The following is a 20,776-nucleotide window of genomic DNA, read 5'->3' as shown; positions in this document are numbered from 1 at the left end:
CAGTATCGGCGGGCCGTGCGAGCCGGCAACACGCCGGCTACGCGCCACTCACTGCCCCCGCTTCTCCTTCCTCACCACCATCCACCGCGGCACCCTGAACCTGACGATGCTGAGATAAAGCCACACATAAGTCAGCGCGAACAGCACGACAAACACGAACAGATGCACGGTATGCCGCCAGAACAGCGTCGCCGGAATCACGGCAACGAGGCACAGCAGCCAAAGATATGGTGAGGTGAGCGAATTGCGCCGCGTGAGGTCATGCGCATGCTTCGTCCCGACGGCCCATCGCATCAGCCGCTTGTACACGAGCATGTGCAGGTGCACGCCATCCGGAATTCCCGGCGACATCCCCCGAATGAATTTCTTCCGGTAGATCGAGAAGCAGGTCTCGAAGATCGGATACATGAACAGCAGCACCGGGTACCACGCCGACACTTCGCGATTGCGCATCACCAGCATGATCGCGAGCTCGGCGAGCATGAAGCCGATGAAATACGCGCCGCCGTCGCCGAGGAAGATCAGCCCCGCGGGGAAATTCCACAGGAAGAAGCCGAGCACGGCGCCCATCATGATGATCGACGCGGACATCACGACCGGATCGTTGACGTGGAACGCGACGTAGGCGAGCGACGCGAACATCATGAAGCTGACCATCGACGCGAGGCCGTTGAAGCCGTCGATGATGTTGATCGCGTTGGCCAGCGCCGCGACCGCGAGCACCGTGATGAACGCGGAAATGGCTACGTAGCCGAGCAGGAAGTCGAGCGGCGGCACGCTGATGCGCTTGACGGCGATGCCCAGCAGCCAGAATGCCAGCGCGGCCGCGCCCATCGTGCACAGCAGCCGCGCGCGCGGTGACACGCGCTTGGTCAGGTCCTCGACGAGCCCGGACAGGAACGCCGGCATCCCGCACGCGACGATTCCGAGAATGCTGCCGGCGATCGTCGGATAGCGCCGGGTCAGGAGCAGCGCGGCAATGACGACGCCGGCGAGGATCCCGATGCCCCCGACGCGCGGCACGGGCCGCACGTGGAATTTCTGCACGCCGGCCAGATCGCTGTCGACCGAGAATTTCTCGTGCAGATGCGCATAGCGCACGATGAACAGCGTGACGAGCAGGGAGACGATGAAGCCGGACGCGAAGCTGAGCATGGGATCGCTCGAAAAATGGACAGCGGATTATACAAAACCGCGGGGGTTCCCCTCCTGCCATTTCCAGTGGTCGGCGCACATCTCCTCGATCCCGAGCGTCGCGCGCCAGCCGATGAGGTCGGCGGCGGCCTGCGGATTCGCGTAGCACTCGGCGATGTCGCCCGGGCGGCGCGCGACGAGTTCGTACGGCACCGGGCGGCCCGACGCCTTCTCGAACGCGCGCACGACTTCCAGCACGCTGTAGCCCTGGCCCGTGCCGAGGTTCACGACGAAGCTCGCATCGCGCTTCGCGAGCGCGTCGAGCGCGGCGATGTGCCCCTTCGCGAGATCGACGACGTGGATGTAGTCGCGCACGCCGGTGCCGTCCGGCGTTGGGTAGTCGGAGCCGAACACGCGCAGCTTCTCGAGCTTGCCGACCGCGACCTGCGCGACGTACGGCATCAGATTGTTCGGGATGCCGGCCGGATCCTCGCCGATCAACCCGCTCGCATGTGCGCCGACCGGGTTGAAGTAGCGCAGCGTCGCGATGCGCCACGACGGGTCCGATACCTCGAGATCGCGCAGGATCTGCTCGGCGATCAGCTTCGACTGGCCGTACGGGTTGGTCGCGGACAGCGGGAACGATTCGTCGATCGGCGAGCGCTCCGGCACGCCGTACACGGTGGCGGACGAACTGAACACGAACTGCTTGACGTTGCGCTCGCGCATGATCTTGAGCACGGAGAGCAGCCCGCCAAGGTTGTTCTGGTAATACTCGAGCGGCTTCGCGACCGATTCGCCGACCGCCTTGAGCGCCGCGAAATGGATCGTGCCCGTGATCGGATGTGCGTCGAACACTTTTGCGAGCGCGGCTTCGTCGCAAACGTCGACCTGGTGGAACGCGGGCGTCCTGCCCGTGATCCGCTCGATGCGCCGGACGGACTCGGCCTTGCTGTTGACGAGGTTGTCGACGATCACGACATCGTAGCCGTTGTCGAGCAGCTCGACGGCCGTGTGCGAGCCGATGTAGCCCGCACCGCCGGTAACGAGGATGGTGCCTTTAGCGGTCATGCTGATGCGCTCCTTCAGAGTGTGATGCCGGTCAATGTATGAATGGTCTGCCGGTAGCGTTCGACGACCTGCTGCTCGTCGAATTCGGCGGTCACCTTGCGGCGGCCGCGCGCGCCCATCGCATCGCGCCCGGCGGTCCCGAGTTCGATCATGCGGATCAACTGCTCGGCGAGGCTCGCGCTGTCGCGCACGCGGCACAGGAAGCCGGTTTCGCCGTCGGCGACGACGTCGCGGCAGCCCGGCACGTCGGTCGCCACGATCGGGCGGCCCATCGCGGACGCTTCCATCAGCGTGCGCGGCACGCCCTCGCGGTACGACGGCAGCACGACGCAATCGGCCGCCGCGATGTGCGGGCGCACGTCGTGCGCCTCGCCGAGATACTCGACGACGCCTTCGCCGACCCACGCGTCGACGTCCGCGCGGCCGATCGCGCTCGGATTGTCGACGCCGAGCGGCCCGAGCAGCTGGAAGCGCGCGTCCGGGTAGCGGGCCCGCACGACGCGCGCGGCCTCGACGTATTCGCGCACGCCCTTGTCCCACAGCAGCCGGCCGATCAGGATGAACACCGGGCCACGGCCGGCGGGCAGCGGCGCCGGCGCGAACTGTTCGAGGTCGACGCCTTCGCCGTGCAGCAGCCGCGCGCGGTCGGGGTGTGCAAGCAGCTGCTCGTCGGTGAAGGTCGCGAGATCGTCGCGGTTCAGGAACCAGACTTCACGCGGAAAGCGGAACGCGAACCGGTACAGGCGCTTCGCGACGCTGGCCGCGCGGCTTTTCTGGATGAACACGTAGCCGAGGCCGGTGGTGACCGCGATCGACGGCACGCGCGCGAGCCACGCCGCGATCGACCCGTAGATGTTCGGCTTGATCGTGTAATGGAACACGAGATCGGGCTTGAGCGCGCGGTAATGGCGCACCAGCGCGGCAAGTGTGCCGAGATCCTCGCGCGGGCTCGTGCCTTTCGACGCGACGGCGAGCGCGACGTAGCGGCAGCCCATCTGCTCGAGCAGCGGCACCGTGCGGTCGTGCGGCGCGATCACGATGACCTCGGCGCCGCGCGCGACGAGCGCACGGATCAGCCCGTGGCGGTACGTGTAGATCGCCCAGGCCGTGTTGCAGACGAGCGCGATGCGCAGCGAGGAGGTAGCGGACATGAAAAAAAAGGAAAAATAAAGCGTCGAAAATGCCGGATGAGGACTACGCGGACGGGCGCGCCGCGAACAGCGTCCGCTTGATCCGCTGCAACGTGCGGTACGGCGTCACGAAATGCAGCAGGTTCTTGGCGAGGCCGGCCCAGTCGTACGGGTTCAGAACGTTGAAGTGCCGCAGCAGCAGCGATAGCGTCGATATCAGCTGTCGGCGGCGCTTGGTCGCGCTGATCCCGCCCTCGTTGAGCTCGTAGTAGAGGCCGAGCTCGGGCAGGTTCGCGCAATCGTAGCGTTGCATTAACCGTAAAAAAAGATCGAGATCTTCGGCCGCGCGGTACTTCGCCCGATAGTTGCCGACTTCGCGCACCGCGTCGATGCGCAACATGACCGACGGATGCACGAGCGGCGAGCGCAGGAAGCGCGTGCGGCGCAGTGTGCGCGGATCGGCGGGCGGCGTCAGCATGAAGCGCGGCTCGCCGGCGCGCGACACGACCTGGGTCCACATGCCGACGCAGGCCACGCGCGGGTGGGCGTCGAGATACGCGCGCTCTTTCGCGAGGCGCTGCGGCGCGGCGAGGTCGCCGGCGTCGATGCGGGCCGCATAGCGGAAGCCGCGCGCCGCGAGCGCGTCGATGCCGGCCTCGAGCGCGCGCTCGATGCCGCCGTTTTGCGGCATGCGCAGCACCTCGACCGCGAGGCCGGGCAGGTCGGGCGCCGCGATCGGCGGCGTGCTGCCGTCGTCGACGATCAGCACGTGCACCGGCGCGTCCTCACGAAACGACGCGAGGGTGCGCACGACGTCGTCGTGGCCGTTGTAGGCCGGCATCAGCACGGCCACGTCGTCGAGCGGGGGCGGGCAATCGGGAGACGTCATGGGCGCAGCTTGAAACGAATGTAATAAAAATTAACGGCGGCGGCGGCAACATAGCCGGCCGCCAGCCCGACGAGCGCGCCGTACAGGCCGAGCCGGGGGATGGCGAACACGTTGACGAGCGCGGCGATCGCGAGCGCGAGCACCCATTTCGCCAGCAACACGAATTTTGCTTGATATTTGAGAACGATAAGATTGCCTATCGCCTCGATGCCGGCCGGCACGGACAGCCAGACGGCCCAGCGGAAGATGTCGACCGACGCCTCGTAGCCGCGGCCGAACACCTTGCCGACGATGAGCGGCGCGGCCGCGTCCAGCACCAGCGCGCCGGCCGTCATCAGGCCGGCGGTCATCGCGATCAGCCGGACGATGTTGCGGCGCAGCCGCGCGACGTCCTGCACGCGGTACACGAACGCGGGCGCGATGGTCTGCGCGAGCATCAGTGCGAGCGTGATCCAGTTCTCGTTGAGCTGCTGGGCCGCCGAATAGCGGCCGAGGTCGGCGAACGACACGTGACGCTCGAGCATCAGGCGGTCGAGCTTCAGGAACAGATACATGCAGATCAGGCCGAGCCAGAACACGGTGCCTGCGGTGGCGAAGTGCCCGAACAGCGGTTTGTCGAACGTCCAGCCGAGCGTGCCGCCGTTACGATGGCGGTAGTAGAGCAGCAGCGCGAAGCCGATCGCGGCGGCCTCCAGCGCCCACAGCCACGCGAAGCGGGCAGGGCCGGCGGCCGCGCGGACCAGCAGCCAGACGCACATCGCCTTCGCCAGCGCGGTGACCATGCTGGTCACGAGCTGCGGCTTGCTGTAGGTCATGCTCTGCAGCCACGCGTTGATCACGCCGACGAACGGCTCGCGGAACACCATCGTGACTGCGAGGCCCGCGAGCATCGCGCCGACGAGCGGATCGAACGCGCCGGCGCCGATCGCGACCCAGGTCGCGACGAGCGCGGCGGCGGACACGCCGATGCGCAGCGCAAAGGCGCTGCCGAGCACCGCGCCGAGTTGTGCGGGCGGGCGCTGGACGATGGTCGGAACCAGGATTTCGGCGCCGCACACCCAGGTGAGCGGTGCCAGTACGAGGAGAAGCGTATTCGCATACTGCCATTTGCCGAACACGTCCGGCCCGAAATAACGGGCCAGAAGACCGCTGATCGCGATCGCGACGCCGATCTGCGTGAGCCGTTCGAGCCCCAGCCAGACGAGGTTCGCGACGGCCTTCGCGACGTCCGGGTTGCCGAATCGCTTCAGCATGCGGGGCAGCCGCACGCGCGCGAGGCGGCCGGCAGGGCGCCCGGAGGCGGCAGGGTGGCGGCGGCGGAACGGCTAGGCATTAAAATGGACGGAATCCGCGTCATCAAAACCCGCGATTATAAGTTGGATCGGGGCCGCTCCAGCCGTCCCGTTCCTTGCAGCGCCGGGCCCGCATGTATGATGCCGGGCATGCGCGAAAGGCGGCCAGATTATTTTCCATGCACGCAACCGAGAGAGAATCGATGATCTCCCAATCCATCTTCAAGGCATATGACATTCGCGGTGTGGTCGGCAAGACGCTCGACGCCGACACGGCGCGCGGGATCGGCCGGGCATTCGGCAGCGAAGTGCGCGCACAGGGCGGCGACGCGGTCGTCGTCGCGCGCGACGGCCGCCTGTCGGGGCCCGAGCTCGTCGGCGCACTCGCCGATGGCCTGCGCGCGGCGGGCGTCGACGTCGTCGACGTCGGCATGGTGCCCACGCCGGTCGGCTATTTCGCGGCGAGCGTGCCGCTTGCGCTGAAGGGCGGCGAGCGTCGCGTCGATTCGTGCATCGTCGTCACGGGCAGCCACAACCCGCCCGACTACAACGGCTTCAAGATGGTGCTGCGCGGCGCGGCGATCTACGGCGAGCAGATCCAGGCGCTGTACCGCCGCATCGTCGACGAGCGCTACGAGACGGGCAGCGGCTCGTACGAGGCATTCGACGTCGCCGACCAGTACATCGAGCGCATCGTCGGCGACGTGAAGCTCGCGCGCCCGCTGAAGCTCGTCGTCGACGCCGGCAACGGCGTCGCGGGCCCGCTCGCGACGCGCCTGTTCAAGGCGCTCGGCTGCGAACTCGTCGAGCGCTTCACCGACATCGACGGCACGTTCCCGAACCACCACCCCGATCCCGCGCACCCGGAAAACCTGCAGGACGTGATCCAGGCGCTGAAGGACACCGATGCCGAGCTCGGCTTCGCGTTCGACGGCGACGGCGACCGCCTGGGCGTCGTCACGAAGGACGGCCAGATCATCTTCCCGGACCGCCAGCTGATGCTGTTCGCGGAGGAAGTGCTGTCGCGCAACCCGGGCGCGCAGATCATCTACGACGTGAAGTGCACGCGCCATCTCGCGCAGTGGGTGAAGGCGAAGGGCGGCGAGCCGCTGATGTGGAAGACGGGCCATTCGCTCGTGAAGGCGAAGCTGCGCGAGACGGGCGCACCGCTCGCGGGCGAGATGAGCGGCCACGTGTTCTTCAAGGATCGCTGGTACGGTTTCGACGACGGTCTCTATACGGGCGCGCGCCTGCTCGAGATCCTCGCGAAGGCGGCCGATCCGAGCGCGCTGCTGAATGCGCTGCCGGACGCGATGAGCACGCCCGAACTGCAGCTCTGGCTCGACGAAGGCGAGAACTTCCGCCTGATCGAGAAGCTGCAGAAGGAAGCGAAATTCGACGGTGCGGACGAGGTCGTGACGATCGACGGCCTGCGCGTCGAATACCCGGACGGCTTCGGTCTCGCGCGTTCGTCGAACACGACGCCGGTCGTCGTCATGCGATTCGAATCCGAGACCGAGGAAGGGCTCAAGCGCATCCAGGACGACTTCCGCCGCGTGCTGACGGCCGCGAAGCCGGACGTCAAGCTGCCGTTCTGAACCCCGGCGGCCTGCGGGCCGCCGCCGGCGCGACGATGGTCGAACGATCGTCGCGCCATCCCCGAAAAGCGGCGCACGCCGACGGCGTGCGGCCGCTTTTTGCCTGTGTGGTCCCCCGGGCGCGATAAAATCGCGTCTTTATGCCTGTCGCCGGCCGTCCGCCGGCGTTTTTTCAGCGTGCAAAAGATCCTGATCGTGCGCGTGTCGTCGCTGGGCGACGTCGTGCACAACATGCCGGTGATCGCCGATATCCGGCGTCGCCACCCCGACGCGCAGATCGACTGGCTCGTCGAGGAAAGCTTCGTCGACCTCGTGCGGCTCGTCGACGGCGTGCGCGACGTGCTGCCGTTCTCGCTGCGCCGCTGGCGCAAGAAGCCGTTCTCGGGTGCGACGTGGCGCGAGATCCGCGCGTTCCGCAAGCGTCTCGCGGCCGAGCAGTACGACCTCGTGATCGACTGCCAGGGGCTCATCAAGACGGCGTGGGTCGCGAGCTGGGCGCGCGGCCCGCTCGCGGGCCTCGGCAACCGCACCGACGGCGCGGGCTACGAATGGCCGGTGCGTTTCTTCTATCGCAAGCGCGTGCCGATCGCGCCGCGCACGCACGTGGTCGAGCGTTCGCGCCAACTGGTCGCGGCCGCGCTGGGCGACCCGGCGCCGACGCCGGCCGATCCGGTCGACTTCGGCCTCGATACGCGTGCGGCGGCGCTCGCGGTCGCGGCGCTCGGCCTGAACCTGCCGGTGCCGTACGTGGTGTTCGTGCATGCGACGTCGCGCGCCGACAAGCAGTGGCCGGACGCTGCCTGGATCGAGCTCGGCCAGGCGCTCGTGCGGCGCGGCGCGTCGCTCGTGCTGCCGTGGGGCAACGACGCGGAGCGCGCGACCAGCGAGCGGCTCGCGAAGGAGTTCGGCGCGGCGGCGATCGTGCCGCCGAAACTGTCGCTGCCGGCCGTCGTCGGCCTGATCGACGGCGCGGCCGCGACGGTCGGGGTTGATACAGGTCTGGTTCACATCGCGGCCGCGCTGAAGCGTCCGACGGTCGAACTGTACAATTTCGCGACGGCCTGGCGCACCGGCGGTTACTGGTCGCCGAACGTCGTCAACCTCGGCACGGCGGGGCAGCCGCCGTCGATCTCGCAGGTGAAGGCGGTGCTCGCGGGCTTCGGTCTGCTGTGATGCCCGTCATGCCTGCCCTGCCCGTCACGCACGCGAACCGATCATGAGCGAATCCCAGATCATCGAAGTCCCGTCCGCCGACTGGAGCGGACACAACCTGTCGGCGCCGCGCGAGCAGCTGCTCGCCGCGGTCGAGGAAGGCAAGGTGCTGTATTTCCCGCACCTGCGCTTCGCGATCGAAGGCGGCGAGGAAGCGCTGCTCGATCCGGCGCTCGCCGATCCGAAACGCAAGAACATCAGCCTCGCGCCGAACGGCGGTGCGCTCGCCGGCGTGCTCGGCGACAGCGTCACGCAGTCGGCCGTGCGCGCGCTGGTCGCGCGCTTCCAGCAGCAGGCCGGCACGCTCGTCGACGGCCTCTTTCCCGAATACCGCGGCAAGCTGCGCGTCGCGCCGACGAGCCTGCGGCTGATGCAGGTCGAGACGCGCCAGACGTCGTGGCGCAAGGACGACAGCCGGCTGCACGTCGACGCGTTCCCGTCGCGGCCGAACTACGGCGAGCGGATCCTGCGCGTGTTCACGAACGTCAACCCGGCAGGCCAGCCGCGCGTGTGGCGCGTCGGCGAGCCGTTCGAGGACGTCGCGAAGCGTTTCCTGCCGAAGATCCGGCCGCAGTTCCCGGGTTCCGCGTGGCTGCTGAACCTGCTGCACGTGACGAAATCGCCGCGCAGCGCATACGACCACCTGATGCTGAATCTGCACGACAGCATGAAGGCCGATCTCGACTATCAGAAGACCTGCCCGCAGCAGACGATGCCGTTTCCGCCGGGTAGCGTGTGGATATGTTTCTCGGATCAGACTTCGCACGCTGTGATGTCCGGCCAGTTCATGCTCGAGCAGACCTTCTTCCTGCCGGTCGACGCGATGGTGCGTCGCGAATGCGCGCCGCTCGGGATTCTCGAGCGCCTGCAGGGCAGGGCGCTGGTTTGAGCGCGCACCGCATCCTTCACGGTTTCGGAGCCCGCGCATGCTGAGGGCGATCTATCGCGCGCTGTGGTGGCTCGTCGCGCCGATCGCGGTCATCCGGCTCTATGTGCGTTCGCGCAAGGAGCGCGGCTATCGCGAGCATATCGGCGAGCGCTTCGGCCACGTCGCGGGCCGGTCGCCGGACGATCGCACGCCGCTGATCTGGGTGCATGCGGTGTCGGTCGGCGAGACGCGCGCCGCGCAGCCGCTGATCGACGCGCTGATGCATGCGCGTCCCGACGCGCGCATTCTGCTCACGCACATGACGCCGAGCGGTCGCGCGACCGGCGAGCAGATCTTCGGCGATCGCGTGCTGCGCTGCTATCTGCCGTACGACATGCCGGGCGCGGTGCGGCGCTTCCTGCGCGCATGGCGGCCGACGCTGGGTCTCGTGATGGAAACCGAAGTGTGGCCGACGCTGATCGACGAGTGCCGCCGCGCGGACGTGCCGCTCGTGCTGACCAACGCGCGGATGTCCGCGCGCTCGCATCGACGTGCGGCGAAGTTCGGCGCGGCGACGCGCGACGTGTTCGGCGGTTTCTCGCGCGTGCTCGCGCAGAGCCCGGCCGACGCGGAGCGGCTGACGTCGCTCGGCGCACGCAACGTGACGGTGCTCGGCAACCTGAAGTTCGACATGACGACGCCGCCTGAGCTGGCGGCGCGTGGCCATGCATGGCGCGACGCGATCGGCACGCGGCCCGTGTGGGTCGCCGCCAGCACGCGCGAGAACGAGGAGGCGCTGGTGCTGCAGGCGTTCGCCGCGATGAAGACGCCCGGCGCGCTCCTCATTCTTGTGCCGCGTCATCCGCAGCGCTTCGCCGAAGTCGAGGCGCTGGTCGAGCGCAACGGGTTCAAGTGTGTACGACGTTCCGCGTGGGCCGCCGACGCGGCGGCGCTCGCGGCAGGCCGGTCGGCCGCCGAACCGTTGCCGGCCGACGTGACGGTGCTGCTCGGCGACTCGATGGGTGAGCTCGGCGCGTACTACGCGGCCGCCGACGTCGCGTTCATCGGCGGCAGCCTGCTGCCGCTCGGCGGGCAGAACCTGATCGAGGCCTGCGCGGTCGGCGTGCCGGTGCTGATGGGCCCGCACGTGTTCAACTTCACGCAGGCGACCGCCGATGCGGTCGCGGCCGGCGCGGCGATGCAGGTCGCGGATCCGCTCGATCTCGCGCACGTGCTCGACGCGCTGTTCGCCGACAAGGCACGGCGCATCGCGATGGGCGCGGCGGGCGCCGCGTTCGCGTCGCGCCATCGCGGCGCGACCGCGCGCTCGGTCGACGTGCTCGCGGCGCTGCTGCCGCCGGTGGAGCGGGGCGGGCGTGCGATGCACGGCGCAGCCGACGCGTCGGACGACTAAGCTAACGGCGCAAGGCCGTTTCCCCCGGGCAGACGTGGCGGCATGCAGCCGTCGCGTCGCTCAAACCGTCAACAATCCCTTCTTCTCGATGAACGCGACGACGTCCGCGACGCCGTCGAGCGCCTTCAGGTTCGTCATCACGTAAGGCCGCTCGCCGCGCATCTTCTTCGTGTCCGACGCCATCACGTCGAGGTTCGCGCCGACGAGCGGCGCAAGGTCCGTCTTGTTGATCACGAGCAGGTCGGACTTCGTGATGCCGGGGCCGCCCTTGCGCGGAATCTTCTCGCCGCCCGCGACGTCGATAACGTAGATCGTCAGGTCCGACAGCTCGGGGCTGAACGTCGCCGCGAGATTGTCGCCACCCGATTCGATGAACACGATGTCGGCGTCGGGAAAGCGCGACAGCATCCGGTCGACGGCCTCGAGGTTGATCGACGCATCCTCGCGAATCGCCGTATGCGGGCAGCCGCCCGTCTCGACGCCCATGATGCGTTCCTCGGGCAGCGCGCCCGCGACCGTCAGCAGGCGCTGGTCTTCTTTCGTGTAGATGTCGTTCGTGATCGCGACGAGGTCGTAGCGCTCGCGCATCGCCTTGCACAGCATTTCGAGCAGCGTGGTCTTGCCGGAGCCGACCGGGCCGCCGATGCCGACGCGCAGCGGCGGCAGTTTCTTGGTGCGGCGGGCGGAGGAGAGAGCGGGTGCGTTCATGGCGTGGGTGGGATTCAGGAGCGGAACAACCGCGAATACTGGGTTTCGTGCCGCGCGGACAGGATGCCGAGCTGCGGCGCGAACGTGTTGATGGCGTCGGGCGGCGTCGCGAGCGCGCGGCGCACGGCCGCGTCGATCGCGCCGCGCAGCGCGACGATGATGCGCTGGCCGGCGAGCTGGCCGAGCGGCACGGCTTTCAGCGCGGCCGACGTCTGGTTCTCGACCCAGCCGAATGCGTAGGCGGCGAGCGTCGCGTCGGCGCCGGCATCGTGTGCGGCGGCCGCGTAGGCGAACGCCGTCGGCAGCGCGATCGGCGAGATCGACGCGAGCGTCGCGCGGCGCGCGGCATCGCCCCATTCGAGCGACGCGCAGAGTTGCGCGAGCGACCAGCCCATCTGCTCGGTTTCGCGGCGCAGCTCCGACGATTCGCGGCTCGCGACGAACCATGCGTTCTCGCGTGCGAGCGCATCGGCGTCGTGCGCGTGCCAGCGCGCGAGCTGGTGCGCGAGGAACGGCAGCTCGCCGTGCGCGAGCACGTCGGTCAGCCCGCTCGCGATCCAGTCGCGCGCGGTGTCGGCGTCGCGGATCAGGTTTGCGTCGAGCGCGGCTTCGAGTCCCTGCGAATAGCTGAACGCGCCGATCGGCAGCGCGGGCGACGCGAGATGCAGCAGCGCGACGAGCTCAGTGGTGGTCATGACCGTGGTGGCCGTGCGCGCAGCCCGGGCCATGCTGATGATCGTGATCGTGATCGTGATCGTGATCGTGCGAGTGCGAGTGCGAGTGCGAGTGCGAGTGGCCGTGATGTTCGCCGAATACCTGCTGCGCGAGTGCGTAGTCCTCGGCGAACGTCGCGTCGTGTCCGTGCTTGTGGCCGCCGCCGTATGCGCCGGCTTCCGGCTGGAACGGTGCGCTGGTTTCTTCGACCTGCGTTCCGAGCCGGCGCAGCATGTCCGCGAGCACGGGATCGGCTTCGAGCTTCAGGTAGCCGTCGCCGATCTCGACCGGCGTGTGACGGTTGCCGAGGTGATACGCGGCGCGCATCAGCGTGAGCGGATCGGCCGCGCGCACGCGCAGCACGGTCTCGGGCGCCGCGGCGACGCGCACGAGCGCGCCGTCGTCGGCGACGAGCACGTCGCCGTCGCGCAGCACGGTGCCGCGCGGCAGCAGGACCGCGACGTCCTCGCCGGTGTCGAGCGTCGCCGCGAGGCGGCTCTTGCAGCGGGCGTCATAGGCGAGCGTGAGCGTCGGCGCGCGCGCGACGAGCGACGCGGCGAGCTTCACGTTCGGGGCAATGCGTTTGTCGAGGGTGCGCATGGAACGAAAAACCGGAAATCAGAACAGGAAATAGCGCTGCGCCATCGGCAGCACCGTCGCCGGCTCGCAGGTGAGCAGCTGGCCGTCGGCGATCACGTCGTAGGTTTCGGGATCGACGCTGATCGACGGGCGCCATGCGTTGTGGATCATGTCGGCCTTCGTCACGTTGCGACAGTTGCGCACGGGCACGACGCGCTTCGCGAGCCCGTAACGTTCGGCAATGCCCGCATCGGCGGCCATCTGCGACACGAAGGTCAGCGACGTGCGCGCGAGCGCACCGCCGCGCGTGGCGAACATCTCGCGGTAGTGGACGGGCTGCGGCGTCGGAATCGACGCGTTCGGATCGCCCATCTGCGCCATGGCGATCATCCCGCCCTTCAGGATCATCGACGGCTTGATCCCGAAGAACGCGGGCTCCCACAGCACGAGGTCGGCCCACTTGCCGGGCTCGATCGAACCGACTTCGTGCGCGATGCCGTGCGTGAGCGCCGGGTTGATCGTGTACTTCGCGACGTAGCGTTTCGCGCGGAAGTTGTCGTTGCGCGCGCCGTCTTCGGGCAGCGCGCCGCGCTGCACCTTCATCTTGTGCGCGGTCTGCCAGGTGCGGATGATCACTTCCCCGACGCGGCCCATCGCCTGCGAGTCGGACGACAGCATCGACAGTGCGCCGAGATCGTGCAGGATGTCCTCGGCCGCGATCGTCTCGCGGCGGATCCGCGATTCGGCGAACGCGAGATCCTCGGCGATCGACGGATCGAGGTGGTGGCACACCATCAGCATGTCGAGATGTTCGTCGAGCGTGTTGATCGTGTACGGGCGCGTCGGGTTGGTCGACGACGGCAGCACGTTTGCCTCGCCGCACACCTTCAGGATGTCGGGCGCGTGGCCGCCGCCCGCGCCTTCGGTGTGGTACGTGTGGATCGTGCGGCCCTTGAACGCGGCGACGGTCGATTCGACGAAGCCGCCTTCGTTCAGCGTGTCCGTGTGAATTGCGACCTGGGTGTCGGTGTCGTCGGCGACCGACAGGCAGTTGTCGATCGCGGCGGGCGTCGTGCCCCAGTCTTCATGCAGCTTCAGGCCGATCGCGCCGGCCGCGATCTGCTCGACGAGCGGCAGCGGCAGGCTCGCGTTGCCCTTGCCGAGGAAGCCGAGGTTGATCGGCCAGCCTTCGGCGGCCTGCAGCATTCGCTCCATGTGCCACGGGCCCGGCGTGCAGGTCGTCGCGTTGGTGCCGGTGGCCGGCCCCGTGCCGCCGCCGAGCATCGTCGTGACGCCCGAGGCGAGCGCCTCGTCGATCTGCTGCGGGCTGATGAAGTGGATGTGCGTGTCGATGCCGCCGGCCGTCACGATCAGCCCTTCGCCGGCGATCACTTCGGTCGCCGCGCCGATCGCGATCGTCACGCCCGGCTGAATGTCGGGGTTGCCCGCCTTGCCGATCGCGGCGATGCGGCCGTGCTTGATCGCGATGTCGGCCTTCACGATGCCCCAGTGATCGAGGATCACCGCATTCGTGATGATCGTGTCGGGCACGTCGGCGGCCACCCGCTGCGACTGGCCCATCCCGTCGCGGATCACCTTCCCGCCGCCGAATTTCACTTCCTCGCCGTAGGTGGTGAAGTCGCGTTCGATCTCGATCATCAGTTCGGTATCGGCGAGCCGCACGCGGTCGCCCGTCGTCGGCCCGAACATTTCCGCGTATGCGCGGCGGCTCAAGCGTAGTGTCATGTGCTGTTCCTGAAGAGCGGGGCGCGGCTTACAGCGGCCCCATCACCTTGCCCTGAAAACCGTAGACGGCGCGGTCGCCGGCCAGCTCGACGAGCTCGACGGTGCGCGTCTGGCCCGGCTCGAAGCGCACGGCCGTGCCGGCCGCGATGTTGAGCCGGAAGCCGCGCGCGGCGGCGCGGTCGAAGGACAGCGCGTCGTTGACTTCGAAGAAGTGGTAATGCGAGCCGACCTGCACCGGGCGGTCGCCGGTGTTCGCGACGACGAGCGAGACCGTCGCGCGGCCCGCGTTCAGTTCGTGCTCGCCGTCGTCGGTGAGGATTTCGCCGGGAATCATGCGTGCTACCTCGGTCACGGAATCGGGTGGTGGACGGTGACGAGCTTGGTGCCGTCGGGGAAGGTCGCCTCGACCTGGATGTCGGGAATCATCTCCGGCACGCCTTCCATCACGTCGTCGCGCGTGAGCAGCGTCGTGCCGTAGTGCATCACCTCGGCGACGGTCTTGCCGTCTCGCGCGGCTTCCATCAGCGCGGCGGTGATGAATGCGACCGCTTCCGGATAATTGAGCTTCAGCCCGCGCGCGCGGCGGCGCTCGGCCAGCAGCGCCGCCGTGAAGATCAGCAGCTTGTCCTTTTCTCGGGGAGTCAGTTTCATGAAGGAAATCGTTCAGGAAAACGTAATTTTTATCGGCGCGCGGGGTTCCGGCCGGGGCGCGGGTCATCGTAGCACCGCGCCGTTTTTCGTGCGTCGTGTAGCCGTTATGTAAGCAGCAAGGTGCGTGCCATGTCGATGGAACGCGCCTCGATGCGCGATCCTGGTGCGCGATGCATGAATCGTGGGCAGGGCGGGCGGCGCGGCTGCGCCGAAACGGTGCGTGCCGGGCCGCGCGCTCAGGTCTGCCAGAGGCGCAGCGGCCGTGCGTCGACGCCGTGCACGAGCGGCCGCAGGTAAAGCCAGCAGTCGGCGAAGTGACGCTGCAGCGCTTCCATCGACGTCGATACCGCGCGCACCAGCACGACGCCCGGCGTCACGCAGGTCGCGCCCGCGCGCAAGGCGTCGTCGAACGGCATCCGCGCGGCGAGCGCTTCGGCGAGCGCGGCATCGCACGCGGCGCCGGCCGCCCACAGCGTGCCGTACACGGGAAAGCCGCCGAGGCCCTGCAGCGCGCCGCGCAGCGGATCGTGCGCGTCGAGCAGCGCGCGCTCGGTCCATAGCGGCCGTCCGGCGGCATCGACGAGTGCCGAATCCGACGCGATGCGGCCGGCCGACCACGTTTCGCCGGCCGCCTGACGGCCGAGCTGCGTCGCGTCCCAGCCGATCGCGCTCGCGCCGGCGCCGAGCGTCACCGTGAAGTCGAGCGCCGCGTGGGCCGCGTCGAAGAACAGGTTATTCTGCGGCAGCCAGTCGAGCTTCGCGTGCTCGCCGACCGTGATGTCAATGCGCTGCGTCGCATCAAGGCCGTTCGACTTGTACCACTTGGTCGCGCCGGGTGTCGTCAGCACCGCGTGCGTGCGGTCGCCGAGCGTGATGTCGATGTCGAGCCGGTCGCCACCCGCGACGCCGCCCGGCGGGTGAACGATGACCGCGTGGCAGATCGCGTCGCCTTCCGGATACAGCGGCCGCTGGACGCGCAGCGGGCCGTCGTGCAGCCGGTGGACGAGCGTCGTGCGCGCGCCGTGAGGTTCGAAACCGAGTTCGAGACGGCCGCGCCACGACTTGGCGGCGGCGGGGCGGGACAGCGGGGCGTGGGAATCGAGGGCGGACATCGGCGGGAAGCTGGAGACGGGCGCGGTGATCGGGGAATGCTACCGCAACACAATACGCTCGGGTGTTCGGGATGCCGAACGTGGCGACGGGGAGGGGCGGCCGCGCGGCGGCGATGCCGACGTTCGTCCGACATGCGTCGATCGCCGGCACTTTGCGGCAACGTCATCGCGTGCCGTATTCCTCGCTACACCGCGATCAGCTCGCGCACGCCGTGGGTTTCCATGTCGCGCGCCTCGCCGCCCGCGATGACCTCGCCGCGGCTCATCACCCAGTAATGGTCCGCGATCGAGCGCGCGAAGTCGTAATACTGCTCGACGAGCAGCACGGTCATTTTCGATTCGTCGACGAGCTGGCGCAGCGTGCGGCCGATGTCCTGGATGATCGACGGCTGGATGCCCTCGGTCGGCTCGTCGAGGATCAGCAGCTGCGGCTCGCTCATCAGCGCGCGGCCGATCGCGAGCTGCTGCTGCTGGCCGCCCGACAGGTCGCCGCCGCGCCGTGCGCGCATGTCCCTCAGCACCGGGAACAGGTCGTAGATACGGTCGGGCACTTTCGACGGGGCCTTGCGGCTCGCCGCGCCGACGAGCAGGTTCTCCTCGACGGTGAGGCGCGGAAAGATGTCGCGGCCCTGCGGCACGTACGCGAGGCCGGCCGCGACGCGCGCATACGGCGGCAGTGCGCCGAGCGCCGTGCCGCGCCACGACACGCTGCCGCTCTTCGCGGCGACGACGCCCATCAGGCAGCGCAGCAGCGTGCTCTTGCCGACGCCGTTGCGGCCGAGCAGCACGGTGAGCTTGCCGTCGTCGGCGGCCAGCGTGACGTTGCGCAGGATATGGCTGCCCCCGTAATACTGGTTCAGTGCATCGATCTTCAGCATTGGATTACCGTCCGAGGTAGGACTCGATCACCGCGTCGTCGCGCTTGACCTGGTCGAGCGTGCCTTGCGCGAGCACCGCGCCTTCGGCCATCACCGTCACGCGGCCCGTGTCGCCCGCGAGCGCCGCGACGAACTCCATGTCGTGCTCGACGACCATCATCGAGCAGGTGCCGCGCAGCGTGTTCAGCAGCTTCGCGAGTTCCATCGTCTCGTGGTCGGTCATCCCGGCGGCCGGCTCGTCGAGCAGCAGCAGAGCCGGGCGCTGCATCAGCAGCATGCCGATCTCGAGCCGCTGCTTCTGCCCGTGCGACAGCTCGCCGGCGGCGCGATATGCGTCGCTTTCGAGGCCGATCAGCGCGAGCGTCTCCTCGATCTTCGCCTGCGCGGCGCGGTCGAGCCGCGCGCGCAGCGATGCGAGCCAGCCCTTGTCGGTCTGCATCGCCAATTCGAGGTTTTCCCACACCGGATGCTGTTCGAACACGGTCGGCTTCTGGAACTTGCGGCCGATCCCCGCTCGCGCGATCTCGGGTTCGTTCATCCGCGCGAGGTCGATGGTCTGGCCGAGAAACACCTTGCCCGCATCGGGCCGCGTCTTGCCGGTGATCACGTCCATCATCGTCGTCTTGCCCGCGCCGTTCGGGCCGATCACGCAGCGCAGCTCGCCCGCGTCGATCGCGAGCGACAGCTTGTTCAGCGCGCGAAAGCCGTCGAAGCTCACCTCGATGTCCTCGAGGTAGAGGATCGTGCCGTGCGACGTGTCGATGCCGGGCGGCACCACGCGGCCCATCGATGCGGTGCCGCTGACGGTCAGCAGCTCGTCCTCGGCCGGTGGCGTGAACTGGTAGAGGGCCGTGCCGTTCATGCGCGTTTCCCCTTTGCGAGCAGCGTGTCGACGAGGCCCATGATGCCGCGCGGCAGCAAGAGCGGCACGAGCACGAAGATCAGCCCGAGAAAGAACAGCCAGTATTCGGCGAAGTACGCGGTAAAGAGGCTCTTCGCGCCGTTCACGGCGAACGCGCCGACGATCGGACCGATCAGCGTGCCGCGCCCGCCCACCGCGACCCAGATCGCCATTTCGATCGAGTTGCCGGGCGACATCTCGCCGGGGTTGATGATGCCGACCTGAGGTACGTACAACGCGCCCGCGATTCCACACAGCACCGCCGACAGCGTCCATACGAACAGCTTGTACGCGAGCGGGCTGTAGCCGAGGAACATCAGCCTCGTCTCGCCGTCGCGCACCGCGGTGACCACGCGCCCGAGCTTGCTGGTGACGATCGCGCGCGCGGCGATGAACGCGAGCACGAGCGTCGCGAAGGTCAGCAGCAACAGCACCGTGCGCGTACCGGGCGACGTGATCGGAAACCCGGCGATGCGCTTGAAGTCCGTGAAGCCGTTGTTGCCGCCGAAGCCCGTCTCGTTGCGAAAGAACAGCAGCATCGCGGCGAACGTCAGCGCCTGCGTGATGATCGACAGGTACACGCCCTTCACGCGCGAGCGGAACGTGAAGAAGCCGAACACCCATGCGAGCACGGCCGGCGCGAGCACGACCAGCGCGAGCGCCCAGGCGAGGTGCTGCGTGCCGCTCCAGTACCAGGGCAGCTGATGCCAGTCGAGGAACACCATGAAGTCGGGCAGGTCGCTGCCGTACTTGCCGTCGCGGCCGATCTCGCGCATCAGGTACATGCCGATCGCATAGCCGCCGAGCGCGAAGAAGAGGCCGTGGCCGAGGCTCAGGATTCCGCAGTAACCCCACACGAGATCGAGCGCGAGCGCGGCGATCGCGTAGCACATCAGCTTGCCGGCGAGCGTCATCGCATACGCGGACAAATGGAACGCGCTCGACTCGGGCGCGACCAGCGCGGCGAGCGGCACGCCGATGCCGATCGCGATGCACAGTACGACGAGCGCGAGCCACGCGCGGCGCGACAGCAGCGCGGGGCGGGGCGGCAGGCCGAGCGCGAAACCCTCCTCCGCACGCGCGGCGGCAGCGGGCTTCGGCGAGTCGGCGATCGGGTTCGACAGCGAATCGGTGATTAAAGTCATGTCAGGCCTCCGCGCTGCGTCCCTTCGGGGCGAACATGCCCTGCGGACGTTTCTGGATGAACAGCACGATCATCACGAGCACCGCGATCTTCGCGAGCACGGCGCCCCAGAACGGCTCGATCGCCTTGCTGACGAGGCCGAGACCGAAGCCGCCGAGCACGGTGCCGGCGATCTGGCCGACGCCGCCGAGCACGACCGCCATGAACGAATCGATGATGTAGTTTTGCCCGAGGTCCGGGCCCACGTTGCCGATCTGCGACAGCGCGCAGCCGCCGAGGCCCGCGATGCCCGCGCCGAACGCGAACGCATACGCGTCGACGCGCGCGGTCTTCACGCCGACGCACGCGGCCATCCGGCGGTTCTGCGTGACCGCGCGCACGAACAGGCCGAGCCGCGTCTTCGTCAGCACACCCCAGGCGATGCATACGACCGCGAGCGCGAACGCCAGGATCGCGAGCCGGTTGTACGGCAGGATCAGGTTCTGCATCACGGTCACGCCGCCGCTCATCCACGACGGGTTCACGACCTGCACGTTCTGCGCGCCGAACAGCATGCGCGTCGCCTGGATCAGGATCAGGCTCACGCCGAAGGTCGCGAGCAGCGTCTCGAGCGGGCGGCCGTACAGGTACCGCAGCACGAGCCGCTCCAGCACGATGCCGACCAGCGCGGCGGCCGCGAACGATACCGGCACCGCGACGAGCGGATACCAGTCGAATGCCGCCGGCGCATAGCGCTGGATCAGCGTCTGCACGACATAGGTTGCGTACGCACCGATCATCAGGAATTCGCCGTGCGCCATGTTGATCACGCCGATCAGCCCGTATGTGATCGCGAGGCCGAGCGCCGCGAGCAGCAGCACGCTGCCGAGCGACAGGCCCGCGAACACGGTGCCGGCGATCTCGCTGCGGCGCTGCAGCGCGTGCAATGCGTCGAGCCCTTGCTGCGCGGCTTCGCGCACGCGCGCGTCGGGCTCGGCGAAACTGCCGTCCGCGTTGTTCGCGACGAGCGGACGCAACTGTTCGATCATGTCGAGGTCGCGGCGCGCGGCCACCACCTGCACGGCTTCGAGACGCTTCACCGGATCGGCATCGTGCAGCGCGGCGATCGCCCATAGCGCGTCGAGGCGGCGCTTCAATGCCGGATCGGTTTCCTTCGCGCGGGCACGATCGATCATCGGCTTGAGTGCCGGGTCGGGCGACTTCAGCAGCGCATCGATCGCGTCGCGGCGCGCGGCGACGTCGGGCGACGCGAGGGCGAGACCCGACAGCGCGCCGGCGATCTTCGTGCGCAGCAGGTTGTTCAGCATCACGGGCTGCGCGTCGCCGGCCGGCGTCGCGGCCTGCGTGAGCGCGTCGTGCGCGGTGTCGCCAGTCTGGATCAGCAGGCGTCCGTCGCCGGTCGCGAGCGCGTCGCCGGTCGACAACGCATTGAGCAACGCGACGGCGCGCGGATCGGCATCGGCGGCGAGATGGTCGATCGCGGTCGTCTTCGCGTCGAAGTCGTCGCCGGCGAGCGCGGCGGTATCGGCGGCCGTCAGGGCGAACGCGGCGCGCGGCAGCGCGCCCGCCAGCGCGGCACAGGCGACGACCGCGACGGCGGCCCGGCGAAAGCGTGTAGGCATCGGGAAATCCTGTCGGGCATGGGAAAGCGAGTGCGTGCGGCGCGTTACCGCAATCGCGGCGGCGTGCGTGCACCGGCGTGCGAACGGAGCGCCACGCCGGTGCGCAGCGCTCC

The 20,776-nt window shown here is 68.6% G+C and carries 20 protein-coding genes; 4 read left to right on the top strand and 16 right to left on the bottom strand.

Translation table 11 applies throughout. The features are described 5' to 3' along the window. Positions 1-48 precede the first annotated feature (48 nt). The 5 genes from ACV22W_RS16580 to ACV22W_RS16560 are packed head-to-tail and all read right to left on the bottom strand — an operon-like array spanning position 49 to position 5,477. Positions 49-1,155: an MraY family glycosyltransferase gene (locus ACV22W_RS16580; RefSeq protein WP_448020496.1), complete on the bottom strand. Its 1,107-nt coding sequence runs from the start codon at positions 1,153-1,155 to the stop codon at positions 49-51. A 27-nt stretch (positions 1,156-1,182) separates the two neighbouring features. Next, on the bottom strand, positions 1,183-2,205 hold the full coding sequence (galE, locus tag ACV22W_RS16575) for a UDP-glucose 4-epimerase GalE (protein ID WP_059530331.1): 1,023 nt from the start codon (positions 2,203-2,205) through the stop codon (positions 1,183-1,185). A gap of 14 nt (positions 2,206-2,219) precedes the next feature. Continuing rightward, the gene (locus ACV22W_RS16570; protein WP_448020494.1) at positions 2,220-3,356 is read right to left on the bottom strand and encodes a glycosyltransferase family 4 protein; all 1,137 of its coding nucleotides are present in this window, start codon (positions 3,354-3,356) and stop codon (positions 2,220-2,222) included. Between the two features lie 43 nt (positions 3,357-3,399). Then, positions 3,400-4,224 carry a glycosyltransferase gene (locus ACV22W_RS16565; protein ID WP_059530325.1) on the bottom strand — a complete coding sequence of 275 codons (825 nt, stop codon included), beginning with the start codon at positions 4,222-4,224 and terminating at the stop codon, positions 3,400-3,402. After that, positions 4,221-5,477: a lipopolysaccharide biosynthesis protein gene (locus ACV22W_RS16560; RefSeq protein ID WP_448020491.1), complete on the bottom strand. Its 1,257-nt coding sequence runs from the start codon at positions 5,475-5,477 to the stop codon at positions 4,221-4,223. Before ACV22W_RS16560 ends, ACV22W_RS16565 begins: the two co-directional genes overlap by 4 nt. 242 nt (positions 5,478-5,719) lie before the next feature. On the opposite strand from ACV22W_RS16560, the gene ACV22W_RS16555 reads away from it, so the two are divergent. The 4 genes from ACV22W_RS16555 to waaA all read left to right on the top strand — a co-directional run bounded on the left by ACV22W_RS16555 (position 5,720) and on the right by waaA (position 10,608). After that, positions 5,720-7,114, top strand: a complete 1,395-nt coding sequence (locus ACV22W_RS16555; protein WP_059690756.1) for a phosphomannomutase/phosphoglucomutase — start codon at positions 5,720-5,722, stop codon at positions 7,112-7,114. A gap of 177 nt (positions 7,115-7,291) precedes the next feature. Continuing rightward, positions 7,292-8,287 carry a lipopolysaccharide heptosyltransferase I gene (waaC, locus tag ACV22W_RS16550; protein ID WP_059530317.1) on the top strand — a complete coding sequence of 332 codons (996 nt, stop codon included), beginning with the start codon at positions 7,292-7,294 and terminating at the stop codon, positions 8,285-8,287. 43 nt (positions 8,288-8,330) lie between these two features. Next, complete coding sequence (locus ACV22W_RS16545; protein WP_059605588.1) at positions 8,331-9,215, top strand: Kdo hydroxylase family protein; 885 nt, start codon at positions 8,331-8,333, stop codon at positions 9,213-9,215. A gap of 37 nt (positions 9,216-9,252) precedes the next feature. Continuing rightward, positions 9,253-10,608: a lipid IV(A) 3-deoxy-D-manno-octulosonic acid transferase gene (waaA, locus tag ACV22W_RS16540; RefSeq protein WP_448020489.1), complete on the top strand. Its 1,356-nt coding sequence runs from the start codon at positions 9,253-9,255 to the stop codon at positions 10,606-10,608. A gap of 60 nt (positions 10,609-10,668) precedes the next feature. Here the strand turns inward: waaA and ureG are convergent, their stop codons facing one another. The 11 genes from ureG to urtB form a co-directional block, all read right to left on the bottom strand. Next, positions 10,669-11,316: an urease accessory protein UreG gene (gene ureG, locus ACV22W_RS16535; protein WP_059820176.1), complete on the bottom strand. Its 648-nt coding sequence runs from the start codon at positions 11,314-11,316 to the stop codon at positions 10,669-10,671. Between the two features lie 14 nt (positions 11,317-11,330). Next, complete coding sequence (locus ACV22W_RS16530; protein WP_059530307.1) at positions 11,331-12,011, bottom strand: urease accessory protein UreF; 681 nt, start codon at positions 12,009-12,011, stop codon at positions 11,331-11,333. Further along, positions 11,998-12,630, bottom strand: a complete 633-nt coding sequence (gene ureE / locus ACV22W_RS16525; protein ID WP_448020487.1) for an urease accessory protein UreE — start codon at positions 12,628-12,630, stop codon at positions 11,998-12,000. Before ureE ends, ACV22W_RS16530 begins: the two co-directional genes overlap by 14 nt. Positions 12,631-12,648: 18 nt before the next feature. Further along, positions 12,649-14,355, bottom strand: coding sequence for an urease subunit alpha (ureC, locus tag ACV22W_RS16520; RefSeq protein ID WP_448020486.1), 1,707 nt, complete (start codon positions 14,353-14,355; stop codon positions 12,649-12,651). Between the two features lie 28 nt (positions 14,356-14,383). After that, a complete protein-coding gene (locus tag ACV22W_RS16515; protein ID WP_448020485.1) occupies positions 14,384-14,689 on the bottom strand; it encodes an urease subunit beta in 306 nt (101 codons plus the stop codon). A gap of 14 nt (positions 14,690-14,703) precedes the next feature. Further along, positions 14,704-15,006, bottom strand: coding sequence for an urease subunit gamma (gene ureA / locus ACV22W_RS16510; RefSeq protein ID WP_006048588.1), 303 nt, complete (start codon positions 15,004-15,006; stop codon positions 14,704-14,706). Between the two features lie 236 nt (positions 15,007-15,242). After that, positions 15,243-16,118, bottom strand: coding sequence for an urease accessory protein UreD (locus ACV22W_RS16505; protein ID WP_448020483.1), 876 nt, complete (start codon positions 16,116-16,118; stop codon positions 15,243-15,245). Positions 16,119-16,303: 185 nt separating this feature from the next. After that, a complete protein-coding gene (urtE, locus tag ACV22W_RS16500) occupies positions 16,304-16,996 on the bottom strand; it encodes an urea ABC transporter ATP-binding subunit UrtE (RefSeq protein WP_448020482.1) in 693 nt (230 codons plus the stop codon). A gap of 4 nt (positions 16,997-17,000) precedes the next feature. Then, on the bottom strand, positions 17,001-17,858 hold the full coding sequence (gene urtD / locus ACV22W_RS16495; RefSeq protein ID WP_059530295.1) for an urea ABC transporter ATP-binding protein UrtD: 858 nt from the start codon (positions 17,856-17,858) through the stop codon (positions 17,001-17,003). Further along, a complete protein-coding gene (gene urtC / locus ACV22W_RS16490) occupies positions 17,855-19,042 on the bottom strand; it encodes an urea ABC transporter permease subunit UrtC (RefSeq protein ID WP_448020481.1) in 1,188 nt (395 codons plus the stop codon). The genes urtD and urtC overlap by 4 nt, the downstream gene beginning before the upstream one ends. Before the next feature lies 1 nt (position 19,043). Further along, positions 19,044-20,663 carry an urea ABC transporter permease subunit UrtB gene (gene urtB / locus ACV22W_RS16485; protein ID WP_448020479.1) on the bottom strand — a complete coding sequence of 540 codons (1,620 nt, stop codon included), beginning with the start codon at positions 20,661-20,663 and terminating at the stop codon, positions 19,044-19,046. Positions 20,664-20,776: the final 113 nt, after the last annotated feature.

The organism is Burkholderia sp. AW49-1 (assembly GCF_053427845.1).
The sequence above is the reverse complement of the archived record's forward strand: the minus strand, read 5'-3'. Positions and strand labels throughout refer to the sequence as shown.

Bases quoted from the DNA above. Each gene is read 5' to 3' on its own strand.
- ACV22W_RS16565 (WP_059530325.1), bottom strand. From the start codon at position 4,224: ATGACGTCTCCCGATTGCCCGCCCCCGCTCGACGACGTGGCCGTGCTG.
- ACV22W_RS16505 (WP_448020483.1), bottom strand. From the start codon at position 16,118: ATGTCCGCCCTCGATTCCCACGCCCCGCTGTCCCGCCCCGCCGCCGCC.
- ACV22W_RS16580 (WP_448020496.1), bottom strand. From the start codon at position 1,155: ATGCTCAGCTTCGCGTCCGGCTTCATCGTCTCCCTGCTCGTCACGCTG.
- ACV22W_RS16560 (WP_448020491.1), bottom strand. From the start codon at position 5,477: ATGCTGAAGCGATTCGGCAACCCGGACGTCGCGAAGGCCGTCGCGAAC.
- ureG (WP_059820176.1), bottom strand. From the start codon at position 11,316: ATGAACGCACCCGCTCTCTCCTCCGCCCGCCGCACCAAGAAACTGCCG.
- ACV22W_RS16515 (WP_448020485.1), bottom strand. From the start codon at position 14,689: ATGATTCCCGGCGAAATCCTCACCGACGACGGCGAGCACGAACTGAAC.
- urtC (WP_448020481.1), bottom strand. From the start codon at position 19,042: ATGACTTTAATCACCGATTCGCTGTCGAACCCGATCGCCGACTCGCCG.
- ACV22W_RS16545 (WP_059605588.1), top strand. From the start codon at position 8,331: ATGAGCGAATCCCAGATCATCGAAGTCCCGTCCGCCGACTGGAGCGGA.
- ureE (WP_448020487.1), bottom strand. From the start codon at position 12,630: ATGCGCACCCTCGACAAACGCATTGCCCCGAACGTGAAGCTCGCCGCG.
- ACV22W_RS16530 (WP_059530307.1), bottom strand. From the start codon at position 12,011: ATGACCACCACTGAGCTCGTCGCGCTGCTGCATCTCGCGTCGCCCGCG.
- ACV22W_RS16570 (WP_448020494.1), bottom strand. From the start codon at position 3,356: ATGTCCGCTACCTCCTCGCTGCGCATCGCGCTCGTCTGCAACACGGCC.
- urtD (WP_059530295.1), bottom strand. From the start codon at position 17,858: ATGAACGGCACGGCCCTCTACCAGTTCACGCCACCGGCCGAGGACGAG.
- urtE (WP_448020482.1), bottom strand. From the start codon at position 16,996: ATGCTGAAGATCGATGCACTGAACCAGTATTACGGGGGCAGCCATATC.
- ACV22W_RS16555 (WP_059690756.1), top strand. From the start codon at position 5,720: ATGATCTCCCAATCCATCTTCAAGGCATATGACATTCGCGGTGTGGTC.
- urtB (WP_448020479.1), bottom strand. From the start codon at position 20,663: ATGCCTACACGCTTTCGCCGGGCCGCCGTCGCGGTCGTCGCCTGTGCC.
- galE (WP_059530331.1), bottom strand. From the start codon at position 2,205: ATGACCGCTAAAGGCACCATCCTCGTTACCGGCGGTGCGGGCTACATC.
- ureC (WP_448020486.1), bottom strand. From the start codon at position 14,355: ATGACACTACGCTTGAGCCGCCGCGCATACGCGGAAATGTTCGGGCCG.
- ureA (WP_006048588.1), bottom strand. From the start codon at position 15,006: ATGAAACTGACTCCCCGAGAAAAGGACAAGCTGCTGATCTTCACGGCG.
- waaA (WP_448020489.1), top strand. From the start codon at position 9,253: ATGCTGAGGGCGATCTATCGCGCGCTGTGGTGGCTCGTCGCGCCGATC.